The 18976-nt window shown below is 64.3% G+C and carries 21 protein-coding genes; 10 read left to right on the forward strand and 11 right to left on the reverse strand.

Annotated features, from left to right (window positions below; translation table 11 throughout):
• The first annotated feature begins 122 nt into the window (after nucleotides 1-122).
• The gene (locus HBA99_RS02595) at nucleotides 123-866 is read left to right on the forward strand and encodes a hypothetical protein (RefSeq protein ID WP_030095797.1); all 744 of its coding nucleotides are present in this window, start codon (nucleotides 123-125) and stop codon (nucleotides 864-866) included.
• Here the strand turns inward: HBA99_RS02595 and disA are convergent.
• Complete coding sequence (gene disA / locus HBA99_RS02600; RefSeq protein WP_044104838.1) at nucleotides 863-1948, reverse strand: DNA integrity scanning diadenylate cyclase DisA; 1086 nt, start codon at nucleotides 1946-1948, stop codon at nucleotides 863-865. The two genes, HBA99_RS02595 and disA, sit on opposite strands and share 4 nt — an antisense overlap.
• A 50-nt stretch (nucleotides 1949-1998) precedes the next feature.
• Between disA and HBA99_RS02605 the strand changes: the two genes are divergently transcribed.
• Complete coding sequence (locus HBA99_RS02605; RefSeq protein WP_109492773.1) at nucleotides 1999-2514, forward strand: PaaI family thioesterase; 516 nt, start codon at nucleotides 1999-2001, stop codon at nucleotides 2512-2514.
• Here the strand turns inward: HBA99_RS02605 and radA are convergent.
• On the reverse strand, nucleotides 2504-3925 hold the full coding sequence (gene radA / locus HBA99_RS02610) for a DNA repair protein RadA (protein WP_057967916.1): 1422 nt from the start codon (nucleotides 3923-3925) through the stop codon (nucleotides 2504-2506). The genes HBA99_RS02605 and radA overlap by 11 nt on opposite strands.
• Nucleotides 3926-4228: 303 nt before the next feature.
• Between radA and HBA99_RS02615 the strand changes: the two genes are divergently transcribed.
• Nucleotides 4229-5344 (forward strand): ferredoxin reductase, encoded by a 1116-nt coding sequence (locus HBA99_RS02615; protein ID WP_070950248.1) that lies wholly within the window; start codon nucleotides 4229-4231, stop codon nucleotides 5342-5344.
• 171 nt (nucleotides 5345-5515) lie between these two features.
• Nucleotides 5516-6610 carry a fatty acid desaturase family protein gene (locus HBA99_RS02620; RefSeq protein WP_234798097.1) on the forward strand — a complete coding sequence of 365 codons (1095 nt, stop codon included), beginning with the start codon at nucleotides 5516-5518 and terminating at the stop codon, nucleotides 6608-6610.
• Between the two features lie 89 nt (nucleotides 6611-6699).
• On the opposite strand, the gene HBA99_RS02625 is transcribed toward HBA99_RS02620, so the two are convergent.
• The 3 genes from HBA99_RS02625 to HBA99_RS02635 form a co-directional block, all read right to left on the reverse strand.
• On the reverse strand, nucleotides 6700-7065 hold the full coding sequence (locus HBA99_RS02625) for an MmpS family transport accessory protein (RefSeq protein WP_030095791.1): 366 nt from the start codon (nucleotides 7063-7065) through the stop codon (nucleotides 6700-6702).
• Between the two features lie 81 nt (nucleotides 7066-7146).
• Complete coding sequence (locus tag HBA99_RS02630; RefSeq protein ID WP_070951611.1) at nucleotides 7147-7602, reverse strand: MmpS family transport accessory protein; 456 nt, start codon at nucleotides 7600-7602, stop codon at nucleotides 7147-7149.
• 76 nt (nucleotides 7603-7678) lie between these two features.
• On the reverse strand, nucleotides 7679-8392 hold the full coding sequence (locus tag HBA99_RS02635) for a copper chaperone PCu(A)C domain-containing protein (protein WP_030095789.1): 714 nt from the start codon (nucleotides 8390-8392) through the stop codon (nucleotides 7679-7681).
• A gap of 379 nt (nucleotides 8393-8771) precedes the next feature.
• On the opposite strand from HBA99_RS02635, the gene HBA99_RS02640 reads away from it, so the two are divergent.
• The 6 genes from HBA99_RS02640 (at nucleotide 8772) to HBA99_RS02665 (ending at nucleotide 13859) form a co-directional block, all read left to right on the forward strand.
• Nucleotides 8772-9260, forward strand: coding sequence for a CarD family transcriptional regulator (locus tag HBA99_RS02640; protein ID WP_005064991.1), 489 nt, complete (start codon nucleotides 8772-8774; stop codon nucleotides 9258-9260).
• Nucleotides 9250-9924 carry a 2-C-methyl-D-erythritol 4-phosphate cytidylyltransferase gene (gene ispD, locus HBA99_RS02645; RefSeq protein WP_165614628.1) on the forward strand — a complete coding sequence of 225 codons (675 nt, stop codon included), beginning with the start codon at nucleotides 9250-9252 and terminating at the stop codon, nucleotides 9922-9924. The genes HBA99_RS02640 and ispD overlap by 11 nt, the downstream gene beginning before the upstream one ends.
• A complete protein-coding gene (gene ispF, locus HBA99_RS02650; RefSeq protein ID WP_030095787.1) occupies nucleotides 9921-10397 on the forward strand; it encodes a 2-C-methyl-D-erythritol 2,4-cyclodiphosphate synthase in 477 nt (158 codons plus the stop codon). The genes ispD and ispF overlap by 4 nt, the downstream gene beginning before the upstream one ends.
• Before the next feature lie 11 nt (nucleotides 10398-10408).
• Nucleotides 10409-11818: a cysteine--tRNA ligase gene (gene cysS, locus HBA99_RS02655; protein ID WP_030095786.1), complete on the forward strand. Its 1410-nt coding sequence runs from the start codon at nucleotides 10409-10411 to the stop codon at nucleotides 11816-11818.
• Between the two features lie 2 nt (nucleotides 11819-11820).
• Entirely contained in the window at nucleotides 11821-12768 is a 948-nt protein-coding gene (gene rlmB / locus HBA99_RS02660; protein WP_030095785.1) for a 23S rRNA (guanosine(2251)-2'-O)-methyltransferase RlmB, read from the forward strand.
• Nucleotides 12769-12860: 92 nt separating this feature from the next.
• Entirely contained in the window at nucleotides 12861-13859 is a 999-nt protein-coding gene (locus HBA99_RS02665) for a glycerophosphodiester phosphodiesterase family protein (protein ID WP_070923466.1), read from the forward strand.
• Here HBA99_RS02665 and HBA99_RS02670 read toward each other — a convergent pair.
• From HBA99_RS02670 to HBA99_RS02695, 6 genes are all read right to left on the reverse strand, one after another.
• Nucleotides 13856-14572 carry a LamB/YcsF family protein gene (locus HBA99_RS02670; protein WP_070923465.1) on the reverse strand — a complete coding sequence of 239 codons (717 nt, stop codon included), beginning with the start codon at nucleotides 14570-14572 and terminating at the stop codon, nucleotides 13856-13858. The genes HBA99_RS02665 and HBA99_RS02670 overlap by 4 nt on opposite strands.
• A gap of 18 nt (nucleotides 14573-14590) precedes the next feature.
• On the reverse strand, nucleotides 14591-15421 hold the full coding sequence (locus HBA99_RS02675; RefSeq protein ID WP_199253000.1) for a metal ABC transporter permease: 831 nt from the start codon (nucleotides 15419-15421) through the stop codon (nucleotides 14591-14593).
• Entirely contained in the window at nucleotides 15414-16199 is a 786-nt protein-coding gene (locus tag HBA99_RS02680) for a metal ABC transporter ATP-binding protein (RefSeq protein ID WP_057965272.1), read from the reverse strand. Before HBA99_RS02680 ends, HBA99_RS02675 begins: the two co-directional genes overlap by 8 nt.
• A gap of 7 nt (nucleotides 16200-16206) precedes the next feature.
• A complete protein-coding gene (locus tag HBA99_RS02685; RefSeq protein ID WP_057967117.1) occupies nucleotides 16207-17085 on the reverse strand; it encodes a metal ABC transporter solute-binding protein, Zn/Mn family in 879 nt (292 codons plus the stop codon).
• A gap of 73 nt (nucleotides 17086-17158) precedes the next feature.
• Nucleotides 17159-17953 (reverse strand): SDR family NAD(P)-dependent oxidoreductase, encoded by a 795-nt coding sequence (locus tag HBA99_RS02690; protein WP_070951610.1) that lies wholly within the window; start codon nucleotides 17951-17953, stop codon nucleotides 17159-17161.
• The gene (locus tag HBA99_RS02695; RefSeq protein WP_070923463.1) at nucleotides 17950-18954 is read right to left on the reverse strand and encodes an SDR family NAD(P)-dependent oxidoreductase; all 1005 of its coding nucleotides are present in this window, start codon (nucleotides 18952-18954) and stop codon (nucleotides 17950-17952) included. Before HBA99_RS02695 ends, HBA99_RS02690 begins: the two co-directional genes overlap by 4 nt.
• Nucleotides 18955-18976: the final 22 nt, after the last annotated feature.

An 18976-nucleotide genomic window follows, 5' to 3' on the forward strand; every position in this document is an offset into this window, starting at 1 on the left:
CGGTGCGCCGGAACGGCTCTGCCGCGTCACCCTCAATTAGCACTGTGAAGTCTGTGTAGCTCGCCGACACGCCGAGCGAGGTCGGCCATCCTATAGTGACCTGCGCTTACCGTTGAATCGTGATTGACATGCACCCCTCAGGCCCGCTGCCTTCGGAGATCTATTGGCGGCGCCGCGCCCTCGCGATCGGTGTGGCGGTGGTTGTTGTCGCCATCGTCGCCGCGGTGATCTTCGCGCTGGTCGGTGGCAGTGCAGGAGCCGACACCAAGGCCGCGGATCAGCCTGCTGAAGCGACGGCACCCGCCGGTAAGCCGGTCATTCTGCCGCCCAACGAGATCCAGAAGCCGACCGACAAGCCCGTGGATGCGCCGGTCCACGACGGACCGCCCATCGCCAAGCCCGAATTGGTGCCGCCAGTGGCGTTGAACGCCGGCGATGACTGCCCCGACGCGACGCTCGCGGTGAAGGCCTCCACCGACAAGCCCAGCTATCTGGCCGGCGAGCAGCCCAAGTTCACCATGGTGGTCACCAATATCGGCCTGGTGCAGTGCAAACGAGATGTGGGTGCCGCTGTGCTGGCCGCTTCGGTGTTCAGTGTGGACAACAAGCGGATCTGGGCCAACCTGGATTGCGCTCCGTCGCAAGAGAACTCCATCAAGACCTTCAACCCAGGCGAACAGGTGACCACCGAGGTCACCTGGACCGGAATGGGTTCCGCGCCCAACTGCCCGCTGCCTCGCCCGGCCATCGGCCCGGGGACCTACTCGCTGGTGGTTCAGCTCGGAGATCTGCGCAGCGCGCCAGTGCCCTTCATCATCGGTGAGAAGCCTGCCGATGCACCGCCGCCGGCAGCACCACCGGCCTAACCGGTTTGTTCGGTAAGAGTCGATTCGGCCAGACGGGACAGTCCTTCACGGATGTGCCGGGCCCACATGGCCCCGATTCCCTCCACCGACTGTAGATCGGTCGCGCTGGCGGCCAGGAGTCCCTGTAGCGACCCGAAGGCCCTGACCAGCCTGTCGATATGTGCGAACTGCAGTCGGGGGATGTGCGTCATGGCCCGGTAACCGCGGGAACTCATCGCGGTGTCCTGGGCTTCGACGGTCGATGGGTATCCGAATGTGCGCGACAGCACCGTCAGGTCCAACAGATCGGTATCCGAGAGCGCGTCCAGATCTTCTAGTGTCGACGCGATCTGCGCCTGAGTCGGTGGCTCGGGGTTGGCGTGATAATCCCGCACCAGTAGTTCGCGTTCGGTGTCGTTATCGCCGACGAGCTCGCCGATCTGCAGTTTGAGCTGACGTCCGTCGGTGCCGAGCTCGATGACATCGAGTTCGATGTCCTGGCTGATCCGGCGCACCAGTTCCAGCCGCTGCGCCACGGTCATGACGTCGCGCAGGGTCACGAAGTCCTCGATCTCCGCGGTGGACAACGACGAGGTCACCTCGTCCAGTCGTGTCTTGTAGCGCTCGAGGGTGGATACCGCCTGGTTGACCCGGGACATGACGGTCGCCGAATCCATGACCACGTGCCGGATGCCGGCGGTGTACACGCTCACGATGTTCATTGAATGGCTCACCGAGACAACGGGATAATCCGTCTGGATGGCTGTTCGCTCTGCGGACCGGTGCCGGGTACCGGACTCTTCGGTCGGGATGGACGGGTCGGGGACCAGCTGCACGTTGGCGCGAACGATGCGCGATCCGTCCGTGGACAGCACCACGGCACCGTCCATTTTGGACAGCTCGCGAAGTCGGGTCGGGGCGAAAGCGACATCGAGTGAGAAACCGCCGTCGCAGATGCTCTCGACCTTGTCGTCGTAGCCCAGGACAATCAGCGCCCCGGTGCGACCACGAAGAATGCGTTCCAGCCCGTCGCGCAGGGGTGTGCCCGGCGCCAACCTGGCCAGGGTCTCCCGCATTCTTGCGTTGGCTTCCGCGTTGTCCATCGCGCCCCTCCCTCTCCAGGCTCGGTTCGCCGCAGTTAGATTACGTGGTCATGTCGACGTGGACGTTGCCCGAGGGGCTAGAGCCGGTTAGCCGCGGCCCGGAAGCCCCCGCTCCGGGAGCAGCGCTGAACCCGGGCTGGCCCCGCAGGTTCAGTTACCCGGGGGCCGAGGAGGACCTGTGGGGCACGCGGTTCTTCGCCGCTGACGGCGCCGGCGTCACCGGCCAGTTCGAGGTTCTCCCGGAGCTAGAGGGCGGACCCGGCGTCATCCACGGCGGTGTGATGGCGGCGATCTTTGATGAGTTGCAGGGCGTGCTGGGCATCGTGACGCAGTTGATCGCTGTCACTGCGCATTTGGAGATCGACTACCGCAGGCCCATTCCCGTTGGGGCAATGGTAGACCTGGCCGCTGCGGTGGAGGGCAGGGCCGGACGCAAGCTGTACACGACGGCCAGTGCGCGAATCGACGGTGAGCTGGTGGCTAGTTCACAGGGGATCTTCGTGATCATCGACCCGGATGCGCACTACGGTGAAGGAGCCTCGCGGACGCTCGGCATCAGTCCGTAGATTGTTGTGCCAGGCGTAGACTCGGGCGCTTTTCCGGCTCGATCCGGCGTGCCTCGGAGAGCACTTCAAGGGCCCTGCCGACCGTGGGGCAGCGCAGCAGGTGCATACCGGCCGGATGCAGGTCGTCCCCCTCGGGCGGAATGACCGCATGGGTGTAGCCGAGCCGCGCGGCCTCGGCGATGCGCTTACCCACGGCAGCGGTGCGCCGGATATCACCCGCCAGCCCCACCTCACCGATGAACACCATGTTGGCCGGCAATGCGATGTCGGTGTACGCCGAGGCCACCGCCATCAGGATGGCCAAATCCGACGACGGGTCGGTCATGCGCATGCCGCCCACCGTTGCCATGTAAATATCGTTATTGCCCAAGGGGATTCGTCCGTGGCGTTCCAGTACGGCGGTGACCATCGCCGAACGTGCATGATCGAGTCCGCTCACCGCGCGCCGCGGTGACGGGTTGGTGGAAGTGGTTACGAGAGACTGAACCTCGCCGAGCAGGGGGCGCTTACCGTCGAGGGTGACCGTCACCGCCGTTCCGGGAGCGGCCTTCTCGCGATGTTCCAAGAACAACCCGGAAGGATCGGATACACATTCGATCCCTCTGTCGCGCAACTGAAAACATCCGACCTCATCGGCGGCGCCAAATCGGTTCTTGACTCCACGGACCATGCGCAACGCCGTGTGCTTGTCGCCCTCGAAGTGCAACACCACGTCGACCAGGTGTTCCAGAGATCGCGGCCCAGCGATCGCACCGTCCTTGGTGACATGGCCGACCAGCACCATCGCCACCCCCGAAGACTTCGCCGCCATGGTCAACGCCGTCGTCACCGCTCGCACCTGGGTAACACCACCGGTCACGCCGTCGGCATCGGTGGTGGACATGGTCTGCACCGAATCGATAATTGCCAGTGTGGGTTTGACCGCCTCGATATGCCCCAGCACGCTGTGTAGATCGGATTCGGAGGCCAGATACACCTCGTCGTGCGCGCATCCGGTGCGTTCGGCCCGAAGCCGAACCTGGGCCGCCGACTCCTCGCCGCTGATGTAGAGCGCACGTCCGCCAGAGGCCGCCCATTGGTGGACGACCTTCAGCAGCAGCGTCGATTTGCCGACGCCCGGCTCACCGGCGAGGAGATTCACCGAGCCGGGGATGACGCCGCCACCCAGCACCCTGTCGAGCTCGGAGACACCGGTGGGCTGGTGCTTGGTGGTGTCGGTGGGGATGCTGGTGATGGGTACCGCTGCCGAGGCCGGAGCGACGGCGCGCACCGCGCCGAGTCCGCCGATGGAGGACAGCACGGCGGTTTCACTCACGCTGCCCCAGGTGCCGCAATCGGGGCAGCGGCCCACCCATTTGGCGGTGGTGTGCTGGCATTCAGAACACCTGAACTGCGCGCGGGGTTTGGCCACACCGCGACGTTAGCCGTCGGGTGTGACAAATCCGGGGATGCGGGCCGGGGCGAGTGATTTCCCGGGTGCGCTTCCTGTTGTCACAGCGTATTCACACACAAATGTGCACTTGTTTCAAGGGGATTGCATGACTTGATCGCGGCAAACCATTGCCCGGCAAGTGCACTGATTGCCCCGATCGATAGGTGTTATGAACTGCGGTAATAGTTCAGTGTTGGGAGCGCCACGGCGCATAGGTTGTGGCTTAAGGCGCCCTGCCGTACTGTATTCAGTATACAAACGTTAACCGAAATGGAGTCGAGCATGTCTCTCAATGTTCAGACCTTGACCTCTTCTCGGCTTGCGCGTCGGATACTGACCTCTTCGTTCGTCAAGGCCGCTACAACTCCGCATGGTGTGGACCGCTACTTCGAAATGATCGACCCGCTGTGGTCCACGACCGAGACCCGCGCAGAGGTGACCGACGTCGTCCGGAAGACCAAGGACAGCGTCACCTTGACCTTGCGTCCCAATGCCAACTGGAAGGGCTTCCGGGCCGGACAGTTCGTCAAGCTCTCGGTTGAGATCGACGGTGTCCGCCGCACCCGTTGCTACTCGCCGGCGAACTCGCAGTTCCGTCGTGACGGCCAGATCGAGCTCACCGTCAAAGTAGACCCGAACGGCCTTGTTTCGCCCTGGCTGCTGGCCAACGCCAAGCCAGGCTTGGTCGTACAGATCTCGGCCGCGCAAGGCGAGTTCTGCCTGCCGCTGCCGCATCCGCGAAGCATCCTGTTCATCAGCGGTGGTTCGGGAATCACGCCGGTGATGTCGATGCTGCGCACACTCACCGATAAGGCGTACATCGGGAAGATCACCTTCCTGCACTACGCGTTCACCAAGGACGACGTGATCTACCAGGCGGAAATCGATGAGATCAAGGCCAAGTACGAAGGCGTCAGGATTGTCCGTGCGTATACCGAAGCGTCGGACGGAGACCTCGAGGGCTACTTCTGCAAGGAGCACCTGCTCGCCGCTGACCGCCACTACGCAGAAGCCGAAACATACCTGTGCGGCCCGATGCCGCTGATGAACGCGGTCCGTGAGATCTTCGATGCCGAGGGTCTCGCGCACAAGCTCCACCTCGAGCAGTTCGCCGCCCCGATTCGGACCGTCAGCACCGACGATGCCGAAGGCGACCTCACCTTCTCCGAGTCGAACTTGGCTGTCGCCAACAACGGCCAGACGATCCTCGAGCAGGCTGAGGCCGCGGGCCTGACTCCGGAGTACGGCTGCCGCATCGGCATCTGCTTCACGTGTGTTCGCAAGAAGGACAGCGGAACAACGCAGAACGTTCTCAACGGCGACCTCTGCAGCGACCCTGACACCAACGTCAAGCTCTGCATCAACAAACCCGTTGGCGATGTCGTCATCGCCCTCTGAGCAACGCCGAGCCAGCCTCCACCACAGCCCCGAAGGAGACACGAAATGACTACTTTCGCACCTGCCAACAAGCAGAAGAACCAGAAGAAGCCGACCACGTACGCACCCCCGGCCAGGCCGAATGATCTCAAGAAACTGCCTTCCGAGCAGATCGAAGAGTTCGGCAAGGAAATGGACGCCCTGCGTGCCCGCATCGTCGCCGACCTCGGCGAAAAGGATGCCAACTACATCCGCGACATCGTGAGCAAGCAGAAGAAGCTTGAAGTCGCCGGCCGCGCGCTGCTGTGGGCCGGCTGGTTCCCGCCGGCTTGGTTGGGAGGAGTCGTAGCGCTTTCCCTCTCCAAGATCATCGACAACATGGAGATCGGGCACAACGTCATGCATGGCCAGTACGACTGGATGCAGGACCCGGCTCTCACGTCCAAGAACTTCGACTGGGACAACACCATCCACGCCGACAGCTGGCTGTACACGCACAACTACGTGCACCACACCTTCACCAACATCGTCGGCAAAGACCACGACGCCGAGGGTTACGGCGTCATGCGCATGACCGAGGAGCAGCCGTGGCACCCGATCTGGCTGCTCAACCCCGTCTTCTGTGCCACCCTGCAGATCTTCTTCCAGTGGGGGACCGCGCTCCAGGAGCTCGAGTCGGAGAAGTTCTTCAAGGGTGAGAAGTCGTGGTCCGACATGAAAGAAGGACTTGCTAGGTTCCGCGCGAAGGCTGGCAAGCAGGCGCTCAAGGACTACGTCATCTTCCCGCTGCTCTCGGGTCCGGGCGCGCCGTTCACCTTCCTCGGAAACATGGCGGCCAACCTGGTCCGCAACCTGTGGGCATCGTCGGTGATCTGGTGCGGCCACTTCCCTGAAGAGGTTCAGACGTTCTCGATCGAAGAGACCGAGGACGAGAGCCATGCCGCTTGGTACTACCGCCAGATCCTCGGCTCGGCCAACTTCACCGGTTGGAAGGGCATCGACATCCTGTCGGGCAACCTGAGCTATCAGATCGAGCACCACCTGTTCCCCGACCTCCCCGCGTACCGCTATGCGGAGATTGCGGTGGAGGTCCGTGCGATATGCGAGAAGTACGGCATCGCGTACCACGAGGCTTCGATGGCGAAGCAGCTGGGAAGTGTCTACAAGAAGGTGTTCAAGCTTTCGTTCCCGGACAACTTCTTCCAGAAGTCGCCGATTGCAACGGTTGCAGACATCATCACCTTCCCTGTGCGGATGGTGAGGCGCCAGTTTCGGGCCGCTGCCTGAGCATTGCCACAAGCCGGCCTCCCAACGGCTGGCTTGTGGGGGCGGAGACGAAGTGCCAGTGCGGAATTGAAGCCTTCGGTGGGACGTGCTTAGTCAGGCGGCAGTGGGACGATGCGGTCCTGACAATTCACGGTCTTCTCGCCGTCGTTGGACAAGACGGTCTGCCCGTCCACCAGAATCCGGCAATAGATGTGCCCCGAGCCCCAGATCGCCGTCACCTGCTTGACAGTGTCCTGGTACGGCCAGGCCACCGTCACCGACCATGGCAGCTTGACGTCGCTGACGGACTGAGGCGTTCCGTTGTAGCCGCCGTAGCTGATGGTGCCGGCCTCGGGTGCCTTGCCGGCCGCCCACACCAGGTAGGTCACCTTGGGGGGCGCAGCCTGCGCGGTCCCGGGGAGGGCCAGGCCAACGACTGCGGTTGCCGCGGTTACCGCTGCCAGGGTTCGCTTCACGATGTCCTCCCGGTTCAGGCTTTGGGCCGGAAGTTATCACGACGGCCGCGGGCAATGGGCCGATTCGTCACACGGCGGGCGTCACTGATCGCGGCTGCATGGGTCGCCGGGCACCTTGCTCAAGATGCCCACGATGGAGCCTGAGTTTCCGCGCTGGCAATGCTCGCGGGGCACGCCGTCGGTGGCGTAGCTGCAGGTGGCCAGCTCCACGCGATCATCCTCGTCGACCACCTGGCCGTCGATGAGGATCTGGCAGAAGATGCGCGGACCGTCCCCGGTGTTGTACCCGGTGACATTGATCAGGGGGTGCTTGGTGTCATCTGTCCAGGTGATGTCCTTGCCCCACGGCAACTGCGGATTCATGGCACCGCGGCGGCCGCCGTCGGCATCGTTGTAGCCGATGGTTGCCGCGACCAGTGGGCCGTATTCCGCCCAGACTCGGTACGTCACCGTTTTGGGCGCCGCGTGTGCGGCAGGAGCGGTCAGCACCGCGCCCATCGTGGCCACCGCCGCCATGCAGGTGAAGAGCCGTTGCATGGGCGCAAGCTAACACGAAAAAAGCGAGGGCCCGAGACGGCAGATCGCCGTTCCGGGCCCTCGCTGTGCGACTGTGTTAGTGTCCGCCGCCCTCGTGGCCTTCCTCATTGGCGGTGTGCTGGCGAGGTGCACTCGGACCGGCGTCGATGGGCACCGCGACGGTGACCTCTCCGGCCTTCTCGAAGGTGAAGGTGAATCGGTACGTGAGGCCGTCGGCCAGATCCTTCGTCAGTTGTAGCTGAGCCTTGCCGTGCTTGATCGTCGGGTCAGAGGCGGCCTGCGGCTTGGGCTCTGGTGCCTTGACCTCCGTCGTGGCGGCTCCGGGCTCGGTGGAGACGGTGGCACCGTGCTCCCCGTTGCTGCCTTCTGCGCCGGCGGCCTCGGGTCCCTTGGCCTCGGATGCGGGCTCCTGGCCTTCGGCGGCCCCGACGAACAGGCGGCCGGTCGCCGGGATCTCGCTGTCGCCGCTCAGGGTCACCTTGCCGATGTCGTCCGGAGAGGAAACTGCGGTGAGCTTGTCGTTGACATCCGCTGATTCATTCGTGATGACCAGAACCAGCTCGGCTTTCTGCCCGGCACGCTGCTTCACCGGGTCCGGGGTGCCGACGAGGTGGATGTTGCGCAACGCCAGCTTGCCGAGGTTGGCACTACCGCCGTTGATCGCCGAGGACTGGTTCGCTGTCTGCGAGATCTGCCCCGAGCCGCAGCCGGTGAGGGCAGTCGCGAGAACCGCGGCGCCAAGAAGTGTCGTCACGCGAGCGGTGCTGCGATGGGACCGAGTGCGAAACACAGGCATCTCCCTGATTCGAAAGCGGCTCCGGATAGTCCGAAATCCACCTGCGGCCGATATGTCCTATAGACAGTAGTAGGTGCCTGGCGACGACGAAAACGGCGGGGCACCCGGGATGAGTCACTCGCGTGAAGACCGTCCAGATCCGTCCGGATCCGGTGTCCCAGGCTGGCATCGGGGAACCGATGTGACCTGGATTACCGCTTGTGAGGGCTGGTTTATGGGTCGGCGGACGCCGCCGCTGAGGGGCGCTGGATGCACGAAAACGTCACCATGTCAACCCCGAGGGTTCACCTGCAGTGCCCCTGACCTGCACCGTTGGTGCACACGTCGAGATACCCCGTGATAGAATTGGGTATCGAAAGGGGCACGAAACAAGATGATATTTAAGGTCGGAGACACCGTTGTCTATCCACATCACGGTGCAGCGCTGATCGAAGCGATCGAGACCCGAACCATCAAAGGCGAGCAGAAAGAGTATCTCGTCCTGAAGGTTGCCCAGGGCGATTTGACTGTTCGTGTGCCTGCAGAGAATGCCGAGTACGTCGGCGTCCGTGACGTGGTGGGCCGCGAGGGTCTGGACACGGTCTTCCAGGTGTTGCGTGCGCCGCACACCGAAGAGCCGACCAACTGGTCCCGTCGATTCAAGGCCAACCAGGAAAAGCTGGCTTCCGGCGACGTGAAGAAGGTCGCCGAGGTTGTGCGTGACCTGTGGCGCCGCGAGCAGGAGCGTGGCCTGTCCGCGGGCGAGAAGCGCATGCTGGCCAAGGCTCGTCAGATCTTGGTCGGTGAGCTGGCGCTTGCCGAGAACACCAACGCTGCCAAGGCCGACACCATTCTCGACGAGGTGCTCGCAGCTGCCTCGTAGGACGGCGGCGATTGTCCCGGCCGCCGGTCTCGGTGTGCGGCTGGGTGCAGACATTCCGAAAGCCTTCGTCACTGTTGGTGGCCGGACAATGCTCGAACGTTGTGTCGATGGTCTGTTGTCTTCCGGGGCCATCGACGAGGTAGTCGTCGTAGTCGGCGCCGAGCAGCTGAAAAAGGCTGCGGCCCTGCTGGGCCCGACGGCCACACTTGTGCCGGGCGGCGCAGAACGCACCGATTCCGTACGCGCCGGGCTGGCAGCGGTGAATGCGGCCGACTGGATTCTTGTTCACGATGCAGCGCGTCCGTTGACCCCTCCGGACATGATCGCCCGCATCGTCGCGGAGCTGAAAGGCGGCCGTCGCGCGGTTATCCCGGCGATAGCCGTCGCGGACACCATCAAATCGGTCAATGCGGCCGGCGATGTGAGCGGCACACCCGATCGGGCCGGCCTGCGCGCCGTGCAGACACCGCAGGGGTTCGCCGCAGACCTGCTGAGGCGCGCGTACGCGGCCGCGGGGGATGTCGCCACCGATGATGCCGCACTCGTTGAGCAGATGGGTGAGAGCGTGCACGTCGTGGACGGTGACCGGCTGGCCTTCAAGATCACCACGGCGCTGGACATGACGCTGGCGGAGGCGATTCTGAGCAGGGAGGTAGCTCAATGAGCGCATTGCCCCGGGTGGGCATCGGCACCGATGTACACCCAATAGAGGCGGGCAAGCAATGCTGGTTGCTGGGGCTTTTGTTCCCCGATGCGGATGGCTGCGAGGGACATTCGGACGGTGACGTCGCCGCCCACGCGCTGTGCGATGCGCTGCTTTCGGCGGCCGGACTGGGCGATGTGGGTGCGGTGTTCGGAACCGGCCAGCCCGAATGGTCGGGTGTCAGCGGGGCGAAGATGCTGACCCACGTGCGGGAGCTGCTGCACGACAGCGGTTTCCAGATCGGTAACGCCGCAGTTCAGGTCATCGGGAATCGCCCGAAGATCGGGCCGCGCCGGGCCGAGGCCCAGGAGCTACTGTCGGGCCTCCTCGGAGCACCGGTTTCGGTTTCGGCGACTACAACCGACGGGCTGGGTCTGACCGGACGCGGCGAGGGCTTGGCCGCGGTGGCAACGGCGCTCGTCACAGCGCTGTAAGCTCGCTGGTCGTGACCGGTCACGCTCCGCTTCGGCTGTACGACACCCGTGTGGGTGCCGTGCGTGACTTCGTGCCTTTGCAGCCCGGGTCCGTCTCCATCTACCTGTGCGGGGCAACTGTGCAGGGTCTGCCCCATATTGGGCACGTCCGCAGCGGCGTCGCGTTCGATGTGCTGCGTCGCTGGCTCACCGCCCGCGCCTATGACGTCCTGTTCGTTCGCAATGTCACCGATATCGACGACAAGATCCTGAACAAGGCGGCCGATGCCGGCCGGCCATGGTGGGAGTGGGCGGCCACCTATGAGCGCGCTTTCGACCAGGCCTACGACGCGCTCGGAGTGCTGCCTCCTTCGGTGTCCCCACGGGCGACGGGCCATATCACCCAGATGGTCGAGCTGATCGAGCGACTCATCGACACCGGGCACGCCTACGCCAGCGGCGGCGACGTCTACTTCGACGTGCTGAGCTATCCGGAGTACGGGCAACTGTCCGGACACAAGATCGACGACGTGCACCAGGGCGAGGGTGTCGCGACCGGCAAGCGTGACCCGCGGGACTTCACCCTGTGGAAGGGCGCCAAACCCGGTGAGCCGTCGTGGCCCACTCCGTGGGGACCCGGACGACCGGGCTGGCACACCGAGTGCGTGGCGATGTGCGAGTCATACCTGGGCCCGGAGTTCGATATTCACGCGGGCGGCATGGATCTGATCTTCCCGCATCACGAGAACGAGATTGCGCAGAGCCGTGCTGCCGGCGACGGATTCGCACGCTACTGGCTGCACAACGGCTGGGTCACCATGGGTGGCGAGAAGATGAGCAAGTCGTTGGGCAATGTGTTGTCCATTCCGGCTGTGCTGCAACGAGTCCGGGCTGTCGAGCTGCGCTACTACCTCGGTAGCGCGCACTACCGCTCCATGCTCGAATACTCCGAGACCGCGCTCGCGGACGCGGTCAAGGCCTACTGCGGTATCGAAGACTTCCTGCACCGGGTGCGGATCCGGGTCGGCGACGTCCCGGTTGGTACCTGGACTCCTGGCTTCGCAGCGGCTCTGGATGACGACCTGTCGGTGCCGATCGCGTTGGCAGAGGTGCATTCCACGCGCGCGGACGGAAACCGGGCACTGGATGCCGGTGACCACGAGGGCGCGCTATCGGCGGCGTCGAGCGTCCGCGCCATGATGTCGATTCTCGGATGTGACCCGCTCAACGAGCGCTGGGAGACGCGTGACGAGACGTCCGCCGCACTGAATGCCGTCGACGTGCTGGTGACGGCCGAGCTAGAGCGGCGGGGAACCGCTCGGGCAGAGAAGGATTGGGCACTCGCAGACGAGATCCGGGACCGGCTCAAGCGGGCGGGCCTGGAGATCACCGATACCGCAGACGGCCCTCAGTGGTCCCTTACGAGTAGTGACGAAGAGTAGCAATGGCAGGAAATTCCCAGCGCCGCGGCGCGGTACGTAAGCCCGGCACCAAGAAGGGCCCCACTGTCGGCTCCGGCGGTGTACGCCGACGGGGCCTGGAGGGCAAGGGCGCGACACCTCCGGCCGAACAGCGGACGAAGCATCCAGCTGCCAAACGTGCTGCTGTGCAACGGAAGATCACCGATGCCAAGCAGCGTCGGCTGAAGCAGGGCGACGAGTCCGAGATGGTGCTGGGACGCAACCCGGTGCTCGAATGCCTGCGCACGGGTGTGCCGGCAACGGCGTTATATGTCGCCGTCGGCGCCGACAACGACGAGCGACTCACCGAATCCGTGTCGCTGGCGGCCGATGCCGGTATCGCGATCCTAGAAGTGCCGCGGCCCGACCTGGACCGCATGAGCACCAACGGGTTGCACCAGGGGCTTGCCCTGCAGGTCCCTCCGTATCGATACGCCCATCCCGACGATCTGCTGGCCCGCGCGCGTGCGGAGGCGCAGCCGGCACTATTGGTGGCACTGGACAACATCTCGGACCCGCGCAATCTGGGCGCCATCGTGCGCTCCGTGGCTGCCTTCGGGGGGCACGGGGTTGTCATTCCGCAGCGGCGAAGTGCATCGGTCACCGCTGTTGCATGGCGAACCAGCGCTGGTGCGGCGGCGCGCCTTCCGGTCGCGCGCGCCACGAATCTGACACGCACACTCAAGGATTGGCAGGACAAGGGTCTCACCATTGTCGGACTTGACGCCGGCGGAGATACCGAGCTCGATGACCTCGACGGCGCGGGCGATATCGCTGTGGTCGTTGGATCAGAGGGCAAGGGTCTGTCCCAGCTGGTCCGTAAGACCTGCGACGCGGTGGTGTCGATCCCCATGGCCGGGCCGGTCGAATCGTTGAACGCGTCGGTGGCCGCCGGCGTGGTGCTCGCGGAGATCGCGCGCCAGCGGCGCTGATTGCTTCGTGCCGCGAAGGCATCTGTGTACGGAAGATGGCTGTTTGGTGTACGCGAGTGCCTTCCCGGTGCGAGTGGCATAGCCTCATCGCCATGAAGCGCTTGGCTGCCGTTCTCGCAGTTACCCTGGCACTGACGTCCTGTGGCAATAAGGACGCGGCGTCTTTTGATCTGCAGGCGCACCGGGGCGGGCGCGGTGAAACCACCGAAGAATCATTGCGCGCCTTCGCGAAAGCACTTGAACTCGGGGTGAGCACTCTCGAGCTCGACATCGTCATCTCCAAGGACCACAAACCCATGGTCTGGCACGATCCGGTGATCGATTCCGCGAAATGCTCAGATACTGCCCCGGTGACACCGGGTGACCCACAGTTCCCTTATGTCGGAAAGCTGGTGAAAGACCTGACTTCCGATCAGTTGCGCACCCTGGACTGCGGCAAGCTGCTCAAGGATTTTCCACAGGCAGAGGTAGTGAAGAACGACAGGATTGCTTTGCTACCCGAGGTTTTCGCCCTCGCGGATTCCTATCATGCCGATGTGCGGTACAACATCGAGACGAAGGTGGAGGCCGCTGAACCTCAGAAATCGGCGGAACCGCAGGTGTTTGTCGACGTCATTCTCGGGGCTATTCGGGCGGCGGGCAAGGTCGACAAAGCCGAAATTCAGAGCTTCGACTGGCGCACGCTGCCGATGACCAAGCGAGCCGAACCGGGTATCCCACTTGTCGCGCTCTGGGACGAGACCACCTGGTATCCGGGCTCGCCGTGGCTCGGTGGAGTGGATCCCGCGGTCGTCAAGGAGTCGATTGACGGGGCCAAGCAGATAGGTGCCACCATCTTGTCGCCGGGATACACCGTGCCCTATGGAGGCAAGGTGGGTGATCCGGGTTTCACACTGGTCGCCGACAAGAAGTTCGTCGAGAAGGCACACGCTTTGGGGCTCAAGGTCATTCCGTGGACCATCAACGACGCCGAGACCATGAAGGCGCAGATCGACGCCGGTGCCGACGGGATAATCAGCGACTACCCGACGATCCTGCGGAAGGTGTTGGCAGAGAAGGGTTTGGCGCTGCCACCGGCTTATCACCGCTAAACGAACGGGGCCAGCTCGATTCCGTTGGCTGTCAGCGCCGCGCGCACGGTCCGTGCGATTGTCACGGCGTCCGGGGAATCGCCGTGTACGCATATCGATTCGGCAGTTTTGCTCAGGGCGGGAATGCGCGCCGCGACCGCAGCGGGATCGTGCAACACCGCCCCCGGTTCGCCGCGCGGTACCAGGGTGCCGTCCTCTCGGTAGGCCCGGTCGGCGAAGGCCTCGGTCACCACGCGCAACCCTAATTCGCGCGCACGGTCCCCGAACGCACTGTGCGGCAGTGTCAGCACCGGAAAGGCGGGGTTCACGTCGCGTACCGCGCGCGCAACCGCGTCCGCTTGCACCTCATGATGAACAATTGTGTTGTACAGCGCACCATGCGGTTTCACATAGGTCACGGACGACCCGACCGTGCGGGCCAACGCATCCAATGCGCCGATCTGGTACACCACGTCGGCGTAGAGGTCGTCTGCGGCGATATCGATGAACCGGCGGCCAAAGCCCGCCAGATCACGGTAGCCGACCTGCGCGCCGATGCGGATACCCCGAGCGGCAGCGGCGCGGCAGGTGCGATGCAATGTCGCAGGATCGCCCGCATGGAAGCCACAGGCGAGGTTTGCGCTTGTGACCACGTCGAGCATCGCCTCATCGTCGCCCAGGCGCCAGGCACCGAATCCTTCACCAAGGTCGGCATTCAGGTCGATGCGCGTCACCGTGCGAGCCTAGCCCGCTCAGGCCTGCCGATATCGCCCGATGACCCGGCAGAGCAGGTAGATCGATACCGCGATCATGGTGACAAAGACCGAGATCGGCACCCCTGGCGCCAACGACAACACGATGCCACCGACCGCGGCGATCTCGGCGAAGAGGATCGACAGGCCGATGGCGCGCGCCGGGGACGAGGTGATGCGAGCGGCGGCCGCCGCGGGTGTGATGAGCAGCGACATCACCAGTAGCGCGCCGACGATCTGCACACCCTGTGCCGCGGTGAGGCCTACGAGGGCCGCGAACACGATGCCCAAGGTGCGAACCGGCACTCCGCGCGCCTCGGCCACATCGGGGTCGACGGTGGCGAACAGCATCGGCCGGTAGGTGACGGCCAGCACCACGCCCACCACGAGGCTCACGACGACGAGCATCAGCAGCCCGCTGTATCCGACGCCGACGATCTGTCCGGTCAGAAGTGCGAAGTTGGTGCCGGTGCGTCCCGGGTACAGATGGATGAAAAGCACTGCCAGCCCCAGCCCAAAGGCCATGACGACACCGATTGAGGAGTCGCGATCCTTGGTGCGCTGCCCGAGGATCCCGAAAAGGATTGCCGCGACCACGCTTCCGAGGAGTGCGCCGGTTCCGACATTGGCACCGGCCAGCAGCGCTGCTGCGGCACCGGTCAGTGACAACTCGCTGGAGCCGTGGACGGCGAAAGACATCTGGCGCATGATCACGAAGGGGCCGATGAGCCCGGCCAGCAATCCCAGCAGAGCGGCCGCGAGGATCGCCTGCTGCACGAAGTCGCGCCCGAGCAGATCGGCGGTGAGTGAGAGATTGAAGAAGTTATTCATGGGCGTGCTCGGCGCACTCTGACGTGAGCTGCTGGTTTTCGCCCACCACCACGTACTGATCACGTACCTTCACCACGTCGATCTGCGCGCGGTATAGCCGTGACAACGTCTCCGTCGTCATCACCTCGTCGACGGTGCCGATCTGGAAGCGTCCGTCCACCAGGTACAGGATTCTGTCGACATACGGCACGATCGGATTGATCTCGTGCGTCACGAACAGCACCGCCGTCTGTGCGCTCCTGCGCCGTTTGTCGATCAGGGCGCAAATCTGTTGTGCACTAGCCGGATCCAGGTTCAACAGCGGCTCGTCGCAGAGGAGTAGCGCGGGATCGCCCGCCAGTGCCTGCGCGATGCGTACCCGCTGTAGCTCACCTCCGGACAGCGACGAGACTGCCTTGGTGGCCAGGTGGGTCGCGTCGACCTGATCCAGTGCGAGTTTGATCGCCTCACGCTGGCGCGCGCGGCGGGCGCCGTTGAACGCCGCCAAACCCCAACGATGCCCGTCGATTCCGAGGCCGACAAGATCCTCCGCGCGCAGAATCAGCGCGTTGTCGGCGAGCCGGTGCTGGGGGACGTACCCGAGTTCGCCGGTGACACTCATGGTGCCTCGGGTGAGTGGCACCTGCCCCAGCAGCAGGCGCAGCAGCGAGGTCTTCCCGGAACCGTTGGGGCCCAATACCGCGATGAACTCACCGGGTTCGACCGTGAGATCCAGATCCTGCCACAGGGTGCGTCCGCCGCGATTGAGCGATGCATTGCACAGCGTCGCGGTACTCATTCGGCCATTATCTCAGGGCGGTCGCGAGCTGTTCGGTGGTGCGTCGCTGCCAGGTGATGTAGTCGGTGCCGTCCGGCAGGGTTTCGGTCACCGTCACCACCGGAACGCCATGAGATTCGGCGGCTTGCTTGAGCTGATTGGTGACCGGTCCGGCCGTTTGAGAGTTGAAGAGCAGTGCCGCAACCTGTTTGGTGTTGATCAGGTCCAACGCGGTGGCGACATCGGCGGGGGAGGGGTCCTGGCCCTGCTCGGCGGCTTCGGCGAAGTCGTGGGGCGTGCGGTCAACCAGTTCGCAATGAGAGACCAGGTGGCTGGCCACCGGCTCGGTCGCGAGGATCCCCTTGCCATGGTCCTTCTCGGCGATGCCGTGCTGCAGATCTGAGATGGAGTCAAGCTGCTGCCCAAATGTTTTGGCATTCGCTCGGTAGGTATCGGCGTCGTCCGGGTCTGCCTTGGCAAGTTCGTCCGCAACCTGATCGGCCACCTTTTTCGCGGTGCTCAGGCTGTAGAACACATGCTCATTCTTGTCGGCGGAGTCCGCGGGCAGAAGCTGGTAGGCGTTGACCCGAGGCTGGCCGTCCTTGAGCAGCTTGTCGATGAACGGGTCGTAGCCGTCGCCGTTGTACACAACCAGCGTGGCGTCCTGGACCTGCGCCGCGGCCGCGGGCGTTACCTCGAAGGAATGCGGGTCGGTGTTGGCGCCGCTGACCAATGCGCTCACCTTGGCGTGGTCACCGGCGACGGCCTGGGCCACTGAGGCCCAGGCATCCGTGGAGGCCACCACCGTGGGTTCGCTGGACCGTTGGGGGGCTTGGCCGCAGCCGGAGAGCGCGAGCGTTCCTACGGTCGTAACCGCCAAAGCCAACCCAGTCACGCGAGCGTGCACAGCAGACCTCCAGCTCTCCAGTAATGAAAACGGTTTTCATTATGGGGGATGGGCGGGGAGAGTGCAAAACGTGTCAGCGTTCGCTGAGCTTGGTGACCACACGCAGTGCCGGTAGCAGCAGTGATCGTGGCGTGTAGCGCCCGGCCACGGTCATCGCCTGGGGTACCGCTCCCGGGACCACGCTGCGCGCGCCCTGCTGCATGCCCTTGATTGCCGCTGCGGCCACGTGCTTCGCAGAGACCTGTACACCCGGCACGCTGAACCGCTCCGCACTCGCGATCTCCGCCCATTCCGTGGGCACCGGTCCCGGACACAACACCGTGCAGGACACGCCCGTGCCCCGCAGCTCCTCGTGCACGGCCTCGGAGAAGGACTGCACGTAGGCCTTGGTCGCCGCGTAGGTCGCCATGTACGGAATCGGCTGGAAGGCGGCAACCGAGGCGATGTTCAGGACGGCCCCGGTCCCCCGATCAACCATGCCTGCGACCGCGGCATGGGTCAGCTCGGCCAGTGTGATGACGTTGACCTCGATCTCTTCACACTCGCGATCCAACGGCAACTCATGGAAGACCCCGCTGGTGCCGAACCCCGCAGAATTGCACAATCCCGCAATGCGATTGGCGGCAATCCACTCGCGCAGCTCGGCGCGGCCGGACTCGGTGCCAAGGTCCAGTGCCTGCACGCCGACTTCGATGTGGTGGCGTGCCGTCAGGATGTCGGCGAGCTTGTCCATCCTGTCCTTGCGGCGCGCTACCAGCGTCAACGAGTATCCGCGCTTGGCCAGCCCGTACGCCAGCTCGGTGCCTATGCCCGAGGACGCCCCGGTGATGACGACGGGGCCGACGGCCTCTGGCTTAGGCAGGCTCACCAGTGCACCCCGGGTGTGGCGTCGATGAAGATCTGCTGTCCGCTGTCAACTTCTTCGGGCTTGAGGTTCTTGACCCCCTTGGCGGCATCGGAATCCGGGAACATCTTGTACCCCTGATTGCGCACCGCATCCATGATTTCCGGGGTGAGTGAATCTGCGAACGAGGCGATCCGTCCGAATGCCGAAGCCACTCGCCGGGGCCGCTCGATGATCGCCTTGGCGATCACCTCACCCGCCTCGTCCGGGGTCAGGGCCGGGAACTTCTGGTACAGCGTCGTCGGCGCGATCATCGGGGTCCGCACCAAGGGCATGTGAATGGTGGTGAAACGCAGTCCCTCATCCGACGTCTCGGCCTGGAACGCATCGGAGACCGTGTCCAACGCGGCCTTCGATGCGATGTACGCGCCGAATCGTGGCACCTTTGTCTGCACCCCGATGGACGAGATGTTGATGACGTGGCCGAACTTGCGCTCACGCATGCCCGGCATGAAGCCGAGGATGAGATGCAGGGGCGCAAAGTAATTCAGTTGCATGGTGCGCTCGAAATCGTGTGGCCTGTCGTAGGACAGGGCCAGCGAGCGCCGGATCGATCGACCGGCGTTGTTGATGAGGATGTCCACCCTGCCGTGCTCGGCAAGCACGTCTTTCACCATCCGATCGATGGCATCCATATCGGACAGGTCGCACGGGAACACGTGGGCGGTCCCGCCGACACCACGAACCTGCGCGGCGGTATCCTGCAACTTGTCCTCGGAGCGGGCGACGAGCAGTACCGTTCCCCCGGCCTCGCCGATCTGTAGCGCTGCGGCCTGGCCGATGCCGGACGAGCCGCCGGTGATCATGACGATCTTCTTGCGGACCGACGAGCGCAGACTTCGGCTCGGTGTGACGAGCTTGGCGATGGCGTGTGGTGTGAGCTGTCCGGTCGGCGTTGTCAGGGCCTTGTTGACCTTGTCAAACTGCTGCGACGCCAGGGAGCTGAGACGTTGCATGGGGTTCATGGCTGAACGCTATGCCCGCGCC

Source organism: Mycobacteroides chelonae (genome assembly GCF_016767715.1).
In the GTDB taxonomy this organism is placed as follows: Bacteria; Actinomycetota; Actinomycetes; order Mycobacteriales; family Mycobacteriaceae; genus Mycobacterium; species Mycobacterium gwanakae.

Coding starts and splice junctions, on each gene's coding strand:
- HBA99_RS02680 (WP_057965272.1), bottom strand. CDS start 16,199: ATGAGTACCGCGACGCTGTGCAATGCATCGCTCAATCGCGGCGGACGC.
- HBA99_RS02605 (WP_109492773.1), top strand. CDS start 1,999: ATGTCGACGTGGACGTTGCCCGAGGGGCTAGAGCCGGTTAGCCGCGGC.
- ispF (WP_030095787.1), top strand. CDS start 9,921: ATGAGCGCATTGCCCCGGGTGGGCATCGGCACCGATGTACACCCAATA.
- HBA99_RS02640 (WP_005064991.1), top strand. CDS start 8,772: ATGATATTTAAGGTCGGAGACACCGTTGTCTATCCACATCACGGTGCA.
- HBA99_RS02620 (WP_234798097.1), top strand. CDS start 5,516: ATGGACGCCCTGCGTGCCCGCATCGTCGCCGACCTCGGCGAAAAGGAT.
- HBA99_RS02630 (WP_070951611.1), bottom strand. CDS start 7,602: ATGCAACGGCTCTTCACCTGCATGGCGGCGGTGGCCACGATGGGCGCG.
- HBA99_RS02665 (WP_070923466.1), top strand. CDS start 12,861: ATGAAGCGCTTGGCTGCCGTTCTCGCAGTTACCCTGGCACTGACGTCC.
- rlmB (WP_030095785.1), top strand. CDS start 11,821: ATGGCAGGAAATTCCCAGCGCCGCGGCGCGGTACGTAAGCCCGGCACC.
- HBA99_RS02695 (WP_070923463.1), bottom strand. CDS start 18,954: ATGAACCCCATGCAACGTCTCAGCTCCCTGGCGTCGCAGCAGTTTGAC.
- HBA99_RS02675 (WP_199253000.1), bottom strand. CDS start 15,421: ATGAATAACTTCTTCAATCTCTCACTCACCGCCGATCTGCTCGGGCGC.
- disA (WP_044104838.1), bottom strand. CDS start 1,948: ATGGACAACGCGGAAGCCAACGCAAGAATGCGGGAGACCCTGGCCAGG.
- HBA99_RS02615 (WP_070950248.1), top strand. CDS start 4,229: ATGTCTCTCAATGTTCAGACCTTGACCTCTTCTCGGCTTGCGCGTCGG.